At 71.0% G+C, this 10,799-nt stretch carries 9 protein-coding genes; 4 read left to right on the top strand and 5 right to left on the bottom strand.

The annotated features are described in order from the left end of the window. The first annotated feature begins 101 nt into the window (after nt 1-101). Nucleotides 102-695 carry an InlB B-repeat-containing protein gene (locus H0488_RS18225; RefSeq protein ID WP_183100661.1) on the top strand — a complete coding sequence of 198 codons (594 nt, stop codon included), beginning with the start codon at nt 102-104 and terminating at the stop codon, nt 693-695. 88 nt (nt 696-783) lie between these two features. Next, nucleotides 784-2,376, top strand: coding sequence for a glycoside hydrolase family 13 protein (locus H0488_RS18230; protein ID WP_183100662.1), 1,593 nt, complete (start codon nt 784-786; stop codon nt 2,374-2,376). 16 nt (nt 2,377-2,392) lie between these two features. Here H0488_RS18230 and H0488_RS18235 read toward each other — a convergent pair whose 3' ends face one another. The 5 genes from H0488_RS18235 to H0488_RS18255 all read right to left on the bottom strand — a co-directional run bounded on the left by H0488_RS18235 (nt 2,393) and on the right by H0488_RS18255 (nt 9,479). After that, the gene (locus tag H0488_RS18235; protein ID WP_183100663.1) at nt 2,393-2,845 is read right to left on the bottom strand and encodes a MarR family winged helix-turn-helix transcriptional regulator; all 453 of its coding nucleotides are present in this window, start codon (nt 2,843-2,845) and stop codon (nt 2,393-2,395) included. Then, nucleotides 2,842-4,461, bottom strand: a complete 1,620-nt coding sequence (locus tag H0488_RS18240; RefSeq protein WP_246372431.1) for an MFS transporter — start codon at nt 4,459-4,461, stop codon at nt 2,842-2,844. Before H0488_RS18240 ends, H0488_RS18235 begins: the two co-directional genes overlap by 4 nt. 469 nt (nt 4,462-4,930) lie before the next feature. Continuing rightward, nucleotides 4,931-7,117 carry an ABC transporter ATP-binding protein gene (locus H0488_RS18245; protein ID WP_220794761.1) on the bottom strand — a complete coding sequence of 729 codons (2,187 nt, stop codon included), beginning with the start codon at nt 7,115-7,117 and terminating at the stop codon, nt 4,931-4,933. Beyond that, nucleotides 7,114-8,859: an ABC transporter ATP-binding protein gene (locus H0488_RS18250; protein WP_183100664.1), complete on the bottom strand. Its 1,746-nt coding sequence runs from the start codon at nt 8,857-8,859 to the stop codon at nt 7,114-7,116. The genes H0488_RS18245 and H0488_RS18250 overlap by 4 nt, the downstream gene beginning before the upstream one ends. Then, a complete protein-coding gene (locus H0488_RS18255) occupies nt 8,859-9,479 on the bottom strand; it encodes a TetR/AcrR family transcriptional regulator (RefSeq protein WP_183100665.1) in 621 nt (206 codons plus the stop codon). Before H0488_RS18255 ends, H0488_RS18250 begins: the two co-directional genes overlap by 1 nt. A 71-nt stretch (nt 9,480-9,550) precedes the next feature. Between H0488_RS18255 and H0488_RS18260 the strand changes: the two genes are divergently transcribed. Continuing rightward, nucleotides 9,551-10,438, top strand: coding sequence for a GNAT family N-acetyltransferase (locus H0488_RS18260; protein WP_183100666.1), 888 nt, complete (start codon nt 9,551-9,553; stop codon nt 10,436-10,438). 126 nt (nt 10,439-10,564) lie between these two features. Next, on the top strand, nt 10,565-10,799 hold a 235-nt coding region (locus H0488_RS18265; protein WP_183100667.1), incomplete at its 3' end, for a hypothetical protein.

Consider the following 10,799-nt stretch of genomic DNA (forward strand, 5'->3'; position numbering starts at 1 on the left):
CGGCTTGCGGGCCAGGTCGACTGCCCTGCGGCGGAACTCCGGTGGGTGTGGTGCAGGCATCTACGGACTCCTCTCCTGCAGCGATCATCGCTACAGATCAGGTGTCCGGGCTACCGGGTCAGGCTCCCAACGTCACCCTCCACCTCGCCCGACCGACCGTGCGGTTCGACCCCAACAACGGCGACCCCGTCACCACCCAGGCCCTCGACTACGGCACGCCGGCCACCGAACCCGCCGATCCGACCCGCACCGGCTACACCTTCACCGGCTGGCACCACGCCAACACCCGGTGGGACTTCACCACCCCCGTGACCACCGACGTGACCCTCCTGGCCTGGTGGACCCGCATCCCACCGGTCCCCACCTGCGAGGGCCGGGACGCCACCATCGTCGGCACCCCCGGTGACGACGTCCTGGTCGGCACCCCCGGACCCGACGTGATCGTCGCCAGGGGCGGCAACGACATCGTCGAGGGCCGCGGTGACGCCGACATCATCTGCACCGCAGGCGGCGACGACATCGTCACCGGCGGCCAGGGCGACGACCACCAGCACGGCGGTCGAGGGTCCGACCAGCTGTTCGGACGCCAGGGCGACGACGCCCTCTTCGGCGGCAACCGCGACGACGTCCTGCGCGGAGGTCGCGGTCACGACACCCTCGACGGCGGACCCGGACGCGACCAGCTCTTCCAGTAGCCACCCCGGCATCGACTCCCGACACCGCACCAGGGCGGGGTCGACGTACCCTGAACCCTCGCATCGACGTCGATCTCGAGGACAACACGTGAGCTGGTGGCAGGAAGCGGTCGTCTATCAGGTCTACGTCCGCAGCTTCGCCGACGGCGACGGCGACGGGGTCGGTGACCTCCCCGGCATCACCTCACGGCTGCCCTACCTGCGCGACCTGGGCGTCGACGCGCTGTGGATCACGCCGTTCTACAGCTCACCCCAGAAGGACCACGGCTACGACGTCGCCGACTACACCGAGGTCGACCCGCTGTTCGGGACGCTGGCGGACGCCGATGCGCTGATCGCTCGCGCGCACGAGCTCGGGCTCCGCGTCATCGTCGACCTGGTGCCGAACCACACCTCCGACCAGCACGAGTGGTTCCAGGCCGCGCTGGCCGCGCCGCCGGGCTCCCCCGAGCGGGCGCGCTACCTGTTCCGCGACGGCAAGGGCCGCGGCGGCAGCAAGCCGCCCAACAACTGGGACTCGATCTTCGGCGGGCCGGCCTGGACCCGGATCACCGAGCCGGGGTCGTCGGGCGGCAAGCCCGGCCAGTGGTACCTGCATCTCTTCGACACCAGCCAGCCCGACCTCGACTGGCGCAACCCCGAGGTCGGCGACATGTTCGAGGGCGTGCTGCGGTTCTGGCTGGACCGCGGGGTCGACGGCTTCCGGGTCGACGTCGCGCACGGCCTGTTCAAGGAGGAGAGCCTGCGCGACCAGAACCGGTCCGACCTCGCCGAGAGCCCGACCGGCTCCATGGTCGAGCGGGTGCTGCGCGACGAGCCGATGTGGGAGCAGCCGGAGGTGCACGACGTCTACCGCCGGTGGCGCAAGGTGCTCGACGAGTACGGCGACGCGCGGGGCGATCGCATCGGCGTCGCCGAGGCGTGGACCCAGACGCCGGAGTCGATGGCCGACTTCGTGCGCCCCGACGAGCTGCACCAGGCCTTCAACTTCGGGTGGCTCGCGACCCACTGGTCGGCCCGCGACTTCGCGGACGTCATCAACAGCTCGATCGCCGCGCTCGCGACGGCCCACGCCTCGCCACCCACCTGGGTGCTCAGCAACCACGACGTCGTCCGCCACCCGACGCGGTACGGCGGCGGCGCGGTCGGTCTCGCCCGGGCGCGCGCCGCGACTCTGGTGATGCTGGCCCTCCCGGGCTCGGCGTACCTCTACCAGGGCGAGGAGCTCGGCATCGAGCAGGTCGACGTCCCTCCCGAGGCGCGGCAGGACCCGTCCTGGTTCCGCACGGGCGAGCCGGGCCGCGACGGCTGCCGGGTCCCTCTCCCGTGGGACGGGACGGCGCCGCCGTACGGCTTCGGACCGGGTGGGACGCAGCCGTGGATCCCGCAGCCCGACGACTGGGCCGACCTCACGGTCGCTGCCCAGAGCGTCGACGAGACCTCGACCCTCGCGTTCTACCGGCGCGCGCTTGCTGCCCGCAACACGTGGGTGCGGGGCAACGGGATGGCATGCGTGGCGGAGGCGAAGCGCAACGTGCTGGTGCTCCGGCGCGGCGAGGTGACCGTGCTCCTCAACGCCGGCCAGCGCTCGGTCGCGATGCCCGAGGGCGAGGTGCTGATCAGCAGCGGCCCCGTCGGCGACCGGCTGCCCGCGAACACCGCCGTCTGGCTGCGCACGTAGGCCGCGTCTCGAGACCTCAGTCGTCCGAGAGCGCCGCGTTGTAGCGGGACAGCAGGCCGACGAACTGGTCGAGGTCGGCCTCGGACCAGTCACCGAGCCGCTCGGCGAGCAGCTTGCGCCGGTGGTCGGCGACGTCGGCGAGCCGGCGGCGCCCCTCGTCGCTGACCGACAGCAGCGTGGCCCGGCCGTCGGCCGGGTCGGGCGTGCGGTCGAGCAGCCCGAGGTCGAGCAGCGTCTGGACCTGGCGGCTGACCGAGCCCTTGTCCATGTCGAACGCCACCGAGAGCGCCGACGCCCGCACCGGGCCGTCGTGGAGGAGGTAGCCGAGCACCAGGTACGACACCGGCTGCAGGTCGGGGTGCACCGACCGGGCCCGCTCGTGGATCACCCGGCGCACCCGCCGGACGAGCACGCCGACCTCCTGCTCGAGCTGGCGCAACCCGTCGGCGCGGCCGGTCGGCGTACTCATCGGGCGCGCTCCTCGAGGTCGCCGGTCGCCTCGGGGGCGGCATCGACCAGGCCGGACTGCGTCCGCAGCGGCGTCTCCTTGATGAACAGCACGCACATGAGCGCAACGATGGCGAACGGCAGGGCGATGAGGAAGAGGTGGCCCGTCGCATCGCCCATCGCGGCCTCGTAGACCGACTGCACCGACCCCGGAAGCGCGTCCAGGTCGGGGATCTCACCGGTGGAGTGCTGCAGGCCGGCGAGCTGCTCGGCGGAGAGCCGGCCGTCGGCCGCGAGCTTCGCGATGCCGTCCTTGACCTGGGCAGCGGTCTGGTGGGCCAGCACGGCTCCCAGCGCCGAGACGCCGATCGAGCCGCCCATCGAGCGGAAGAACGCGACCACCGAGCTCGCGGCGCCGAGGTCGCTGGGGCGGGCGGTGTTCTGCACGGCCAGCACCAGGTTCTGCATCGTCGCGCCGATGCCGAGGCCGAGCACGAGCATGTAGCCACCGACGACCCCGAGCGGGGTCTCGGCGTCGATCGTGCCGAGCAGGACCAGCCCGACGACGACCAGCACCGTGCCGCCGACGAGGTAGCGCTTCCACAGCCCGGTGGCCGTGATCAGCCGACCGGTCACCGTGCTCGACACGAGCAGGCCACCCACCATCGCGATCGACATCAGGCCGGCCTCGGTCGGCGACATCCCACGGGCCAGCTGGAAGTACTGCCCGAGGTAGACCGTCGCCCCGAACATGGCCACACCGATCATCACCGACGCCGCGGTCGCGAGCGCGATGGTGCGGTCCCTGAAGAGCCGGAGCGGGATCACCGGCTCGCGCGCGACCCGCGCCTCGACGTACAGGGCGGCTGCGACCAGCAGCAGCCCGCCACCGACCATCAGCGCGGTCGTCTGCGACAGCCAGGCGAAGTCGGTGCCGGCGAGCGACACCCAGACCAGGATCACGCTGACGCCGGCCATGATCAGGGTCGCGCCGACGTAGTCGATCGAGACGTCGTCGCGGCGCACCACGGGCAGGTGCAGCGTCTTCTGGAGTACGACGAAGGCCAGTGCCGCGATCGGGAGCCCGACGAAAAAGCAGCCCCGCCAGCCCAGCGGGCTGTCGACGATCACACCGCCGATCAGCGGGCCACTGACCGTGGCGGTCGCGAACACCGCACCGATGTAGCCGCTGTAGCGACCGCGCTCACGCGGCGACACCATCGACGCGATCACGACCTGGACCAGCGCGGTCAGACCGCCGATGCCGAGGCCCTGGATCGCCCGGGCACCGATCAGCACGCCCATGTCGGGCGCGAAGGCGGCGATGAGCGAGCCCGCCGAGTAGATGACCAGGGCGGCCTGGACGAGCAGCTTCTTGCTCATCAGGTCGGCCAGCTTGCCCCAGATCGGCGTGGTCGCCGTCATGGTCAGCAGCGTCGCCACGACCACCCAGGTGTAGCCGGTCTGGCTGCCGTGGAGGTCGGTGACGATGGCCGGAAGCGCGTTGGTGACGACCGTGCTCGACAGCATCGCGACGAACATCGCGAGCAGCAGCCCGGTCAGCGCCTCCATGATCTCGCGGTGCGACATCTCGCCGCTCCGGACGGCGTTCTGCGCGGCGGGCACGGTCTGGGTCATGCGGGAGGGGCCTCGACTTGCTCGGAAGATTGGTTGATGCCGTCAACCTTATTCAAGATTGGTTGACCCCGTCAACTTCTTGCCGAGTCGATCGGCCGGCAGCGTGGCGCACGGCGGGCGAAGCCCGCATCGTGCGGCGCCCGCGGGCCGAGCGAAGCGAGGGGCCGGGGCGGCGCCGCACGATCTGCGACACGCTCGGCCCATCCAAAAGGAGCGACCCGCAGGTGTGGTCCGAGTGGACCGCCCGGGGGACGTGCCCGGTTCACCTGCGGGTCGGGTGGCTGCTGTGGATTGGCCGGCAGCCCGGCATCAGAGATCGGGGTGATCCCACCCCGTCGCTGGGGTCGCCTAACCGGCAACCACCTCACGCGTCCTATAGGAAATCATTCCTCGGATCACCTCCTTTCTCGTGTCCGACAACGGTAGGTCGGACACCCCCTGCCACACAACGGGATTTCAGACAGCGCCCTCAGACAGCGGCAGCAGCGAACTGCGCCGCGTGCAGCCGCGCGAACGCGCCGGCGCGCTCGAGCAGCTCGGCGTGCGAGCCCTGCTCGACGATCCGGCCGTGCTCCATCACCAGGATCAGGTCGGCGTCGCGGATGGTCGAGAGCCGGTGCGCGATCACGAACGACGTCCGGTCGGTGCGCAGCGCCGCCATCGCGTGCTGGAGCAGCAGCTCGGTGCGGGTGTCGACCGACGACGTCGCCTCGTCGAGGATCAGCAGCGCCGGGTCGGCGAGGAAGGCACGGGCGATGGTGATCAGCTGCCGCTCGCCGGCCGAGAGGTTCGAGCCCTCGTCGTCCACATGGGTCTCGTAGCCCTCGGGCAGCGAGTGGACGAACCGGTCGACGTACGTCGCGCGCGCGGCCTCGCGCACCTCCTCGTCGGTCGCGTCCGGTCGCCCGTAGGCGATGTTGTCGCGGATCGTGCCGTCGAAGAGCCAGGTGTCCTGGAGGACCATGCCGATCCGGCTGCGCAGGTCGGCGCGCGGCAGCGCGGTGATGTCGACGCCGTCGAGGGTGATCCGGCCGGCGTCGAGCTCGTAGAACCGCATGATCAGGTTGACCAGCGTGGTCTTGCCGGCCCCGGTCGGGCCGACGATGGCGACCGTCTCCCCCGGCCGGGCGACCAGCGAGAGGTCCTCGATCAGCGGCTCGTCGGGCTCGTAGGAGAACGAGACGTTCTCGAACGCGACTTCACCGGTGGTGTCGCGCGTGGTCTCGTGACGGTCGCCAGGGCGACCTCCTCGACCACCGGGGTGGGTGTCCGCGTCGGGGACCTCCTCCTCGGCGTCGAGCAGCTCGAAGACCCGCTCGGCGGACGCGACGCCGGACTGCAGCAGGTTGGCCATCGAGGCGATCTGCGTGATCGGCTGGGTGTACATGCGGGAGTACTGGATGAACGCCTGCACCTCCCCCAGCGTCATCGCCCCGCTGGTGACCCGCAGCCCGCCGATCACCGCGATCACGACGTAGTTGAGGTTGCCGATGAACATCATCACCGGCATCACCAGGCCGCTGACGAACTGCGCGCGGTAGGACGACTCGTAGAGCTCCTCGTTCGCCTCGGCGAACTCCGCCTCCACCGCCTTGCGGCGGCCGAACACGGTCACCAGCGCGTGGCCGGAGATGGCCTCCTCGATCTGGCCGTTGAGCCGCCCGGTCTGGCGCCACTGGTTGATGAACTGCTTCTGCGAGCGCTTCATGATCCGCGCGGTCAGGATCATCGCGAGCGGCACCGAGACCAACGCGATCAACGCGAGCAGCGGGGAGACCCAGAACATCATCCCGAGCACGCCCACGACGAGCATCAGCGACGTGAGCAGCTGGCTCATCGTCTGCTGGAGGTTCTGCGCGACGTTGTCGATGTCGTTGGTGACCCGGCTGAGCAGCTCGCCGCGCGGCTGCCGGTCGAAGTAGGCCAGCGGCAGCCGGTGGATCTTCTCCTCGACGTCGGACCGCATCCGGCGCACGGTCTCCTGCACGACGTCGTTGACGAGCCAGCCCTGCAGCCAGCCCAGCACCTGCCCCACGACGTAGATCGCCAGCACGAGGAGGAGCACCTGCCCGACCGCGCCGAAGTCGACACCCTGACCGGGCACCAGGTCGAGTCCGCGGAGGAAGCCGGCCAGCTGGTCGTCGCCCCGAGCCTCGACCGCGGCCACGGCGTCGGCCTGGGTGGTCCCCTCCGGCAGCTGCTTGCCGATGAAGCCGTTGAAGACGATGTCGGTCGCCCTGCCGAGCAGCCACGGTCCGACGGCGACCGACGCGACGCTGCCCGCCGCCAGCAGGAGCACGGCGACCGCACGCCACCGCGCCGGCCTCAGCAACCCCAGCAGCCGCCGCCCGGAGGCGCGGAAGTCGTGCGCCTTCTGGCCCACCATCCCGCCGCCGAACGGGCCACGACCGACACCAGGTCCCTGGACGACCCGCTCGGTCTGCTTCAGCGTGGCGGGCTTGGTCTCGTGACGGTCGCCAGAGCGACCTCCTCGACCAACGGTGGGACCGGGGTCGCCGGGACCTCCTCGACCAACGGTGGGACCGGGGTCGCCGGGACCTCCTCGACCAACGGTGGGACCGGGGTCGCCGGGACCTCCTCGACCAACGGTGGGACCGGGGTCGCCGGGGGCTCCTCGACCATCGGGGGTGCTCATGCGGCGGCCCCCTCGATGATCCCCTGGCTGGCCGCGATCTCCTGGTAGGTCGGGTTGTCGCTCACCAGCTGGTCGTGGGTGCCGCGCCCGACCACCTTCCCGTCCTCGAGCACGATGATCTCGTCGGCGTCGCGGATGGTGGCGATCCGCTGAGCGACGATCACGAACGCGACCTCGCCGGAGGCCATCACCTCGGCGCGGAGCGCCGCCCGCAGCCGGGCGTCGGTCGCGACGTCCAGCGCGGAGAAGGCGTCGTCGAAGAGATAGATCTCCGGGCGTCGTACCAGCGCCCGCGCGATCGCGAGCCGCTGCCGCTGGCCGCCGGAGACGTTGGTGCCGCCCTGCACGATCGGGGCGTCGAGCTGCTCGGGCATGGCGCGCACGAAGTCGGCGGCCTGGGCGATCTCGAGCGCCCGCCAGAGCTCCTCGTCGGACGCGTCCGGGTTGCCGTAGCGCAGGTTGGAGGCGACGGTGCCGGTGAAGAGGAAGGCGCGCTGCGGCACGAGGCCGATCCGCGACCACAGCAGCTCGGGGTCGAGGTCCCGGACGTCGACCCCGTCGACCAGCACCCGGCCGGCGGTCGCGTCGAGCAGCCGCGGCACCAGGTTGACCAGGGTCGTCTTCCCGGCGCCGGTCGACCCGATCACTGCGACCGTCTGTCCCGGGCGGACCGACAGGCTGACCCCGTCGAGCACGGGGGCCTCGGCGCCCGGGTAGGTCAGGCCGACGTCCTCGAGGTCGAGGTGGCCGCCCACGGGGACCTCGGTGACCGGGACGGCCGGCAGCACGATCGAGGTCTCGGTGTCGAGGATCTCGGCGATCCGGTCGGCACTGACCGAGGCCCGCGGGACCATCATCAACATGAAGGTGCCCATCATCACCGACATCAGGATCTGCATCAGGTAGGCCAGGAACGCGGTCAGCGCACCCACCTCCATCTGCCCGCTGTCGACCCGGTGCCCGCCGAACCAGATCACGCCCACGCTGGCGACGTTGGACACCACCATGACCAGCGGGAACATCGCCGCCATCCACCGGCCGGCCCGCACCGACATCGCGGTCAGGTCGTCGTTCGCGACGGCGAACCGAGCGGTCTCCTGCGGCTCGCGGACGAACGCGCGGACCACCCGGATGCCGGTGATCTGCTCGCGGAGCACCCGGTTGACGTCGTCGAGCCGCTCCTGGACCTGCCGGAAGGCGGGCACCATCTGGGACACGACGATCCCGATGCAGAGGAACAGGACGGGCACGACGGCGACCACGAGCCACGACAGCCCGAAGTCCTCGCGCATCGCCATCACAACCCCGCCGATCATCATGATCGGGATGGTCACCGCCATCAGGCACGTCATCATCGCCAGCATCTGCACCTGCTGGACGTCGTTGGTGGCGCGGGTGATCAGCGAGGGAGCGCCGTACGTCGCGACCTCACGGCCGGAGAAGGTGCCGACCCGGCCGAACACGGCGGCCCGCAGGTCGCGGCCGCAGGCCATCGCGGCCTGGGAGCCGAACCACGCCGACGACATCGAGCACGCCGCCTGCACCAGCGCGACGACGAGCATGACGGCACCCACCCGGACGATGTAGCCGGTGTCGCCCTGGGCGACGCCGCTGTCGATGATGTCGGCGTTGAGGCTGGGCAGGTAGAGCATCGCCGCCGTCGCGGTGAACTGGAGCACGACGATCGCAGCGAGCCAGCCGCGGTACGGCGCGAGGTACTCCCGCAGGAGGCGGATCAGCATCAGCGGTGGTTCCTTCCGGAGGAGCACTGGTCGCGGGTGACCGCGCCGTACAGCACGGTGTCCACGATCTGCTCGGCGGTCAGGGTGTCGCCGCCGGTGAACTTGGGGTGGGTGCCCGAGAAGGTGAGCAGCCGGAGCATGGTCACCACCTCCGTGGCGGGAAGCCGGAGGTCGGCCTGGTCGGGGCTGATCAGGTCGACCATCGCCTGGAGCGTCTCGTCGATCGCCCGCGTCCGCCCGGGGTCGTCCGGCGGCGGCTCGGGCGGACCGGCCATGCCGAGCTTGCGCATCAGCACGAAGACCCCGGCGAAGCGGCGCTGCATGAGTCCGGTCAGCGCCAGCGCTCGCTCGCGCAGGGGCGCGTCGAGCGGGATCGCTCGCAGGTCGGCCACCATCCGCCCGGGCTCGAACGCCTTGGCGACCGTCGCGTCGACCAGCTCGTCCTTGGACGAGAAGACCCGGAAGATCGTGCCCTCGGCGACCCCGGCCGACTCGGCGATCAGCCGGGTGGTCACCCCGCGGCCGTGGTCGTAGAGCAGCGGGAGGGTGGCCGCGATCAGGGCCTCGCGCCGCTCCTCGGGCGACATCGGCCGCGCCCGCTCCCGCCGCTGCTCGTCCACTCATCGAGTGTAAGTGAGTGAGCACTCACTCACAAACGTCGACGGTCGAGGTGCCGGACATACGATCAGGCATGGCCGTCGAGATCCGGGTGCCCGACCTGTCGTCGTACGAACCACTCGTGCAGCTCCGGATGGAGCGGTGCCCGCGGCTCCGGCGGGCCCAGGCCGAGTGGCCGTTCGTCCACGCGGCCGAGCTGGCGCTGCTCGAGGTGCGCGCGGCGTACGTCGACGGCGCGCTCGTCGGCTGGGGCAACGTGGTGCGCGGCACCTGGTTCCCCGCAGGGATCGCCCTGCTCAACGTGACGGTCGCGAGGTCCCACGGTCGCAGGGGCATCGGCAGCGCCGTGTACGGCGAGCTGCTCGCCGCGCTGCCGACCGAGACCGAGATGCTCGGCGGAGCGATCGACGACAGCGATGCCGCGTCGCTCGAGATCGCGGTGGCCCACGGGTTCGAGGTCACCCAGCACGGCATCGAGTCCGACCTGGACCTGGTCGACCTGCCGCGTCCCGAGCCGGCGCCGGGAGTGACCTTCGAGGACGTCTCGTCGCTGGAGTTCGCCGACGAGGAGGCCGTGGAGGCGATGCTCCGCGACAGCCAGACCAACCCGGAGGCGAAGGAGGGCTTCGTCAGCACCCTCGACACCTACCGCGAGATCGCGGCCAAGGTGGAGCGGGAGGTCGCCGCGCTCGCACGCATCGACGGAGCGCCGGCAGGGATCGTCATCGGCGAGGTCGAGAACGGCGCGTTCGGCATCGCCTACACCGGGGTCGGCCGGGCGTTCCGCGGCCGGAACCTCGCGTACTCCCTGAAGCAGTACGCCCACCTGCTCGCTGCCGAGGCGGGCGCCACGGTCTGCCACACCATGAACGAGGAGAGCAACGTCGGAATCCGACGCGTCAACGCCCAGCTCGGCTACCAGGTCTCCGGCGGGGTCTACCGGATCCGCCGCCCGCGCTGAGGTCAGCGTTCCGGGTCTCCGGCGGCTTCATCCGATCGGGCTAAATCTCGGGGAAACCGTGGGCGTGCGGCGCAGCGGGGTCCTAGCGTGTGATCGACGGGGAGGGCCCGCACGAAGGCCATGCACATGAACGTCCTCGAGATCACGACCTACGGCCGCAACACGCTGCGCCGCCGCCGCCAGGAGCTGCGGATCATCGATCCGTACGCGATGCCGAACCTGGCACCCGCCTTCGAGCTCGACCCGGTGGCGCCGACCGCCACCCTGGTCGCCGAGGACCTACCGGACATCACGCTGGAAGACCTGATCGGCATCTCGCCGCTGCCCGCAGCGGCCGTCCTCCCTGCCCTGCAGGACGGCG

Source organism: Nocardioides pelophilus (assembly GCF_014180685.1).
Lineage (GTDB): Bacteria > Actinomycetota > Actinomycetes > Propionibacteriales > Nocardioidaceae > Nocardioides > Nocardioides pelophilus.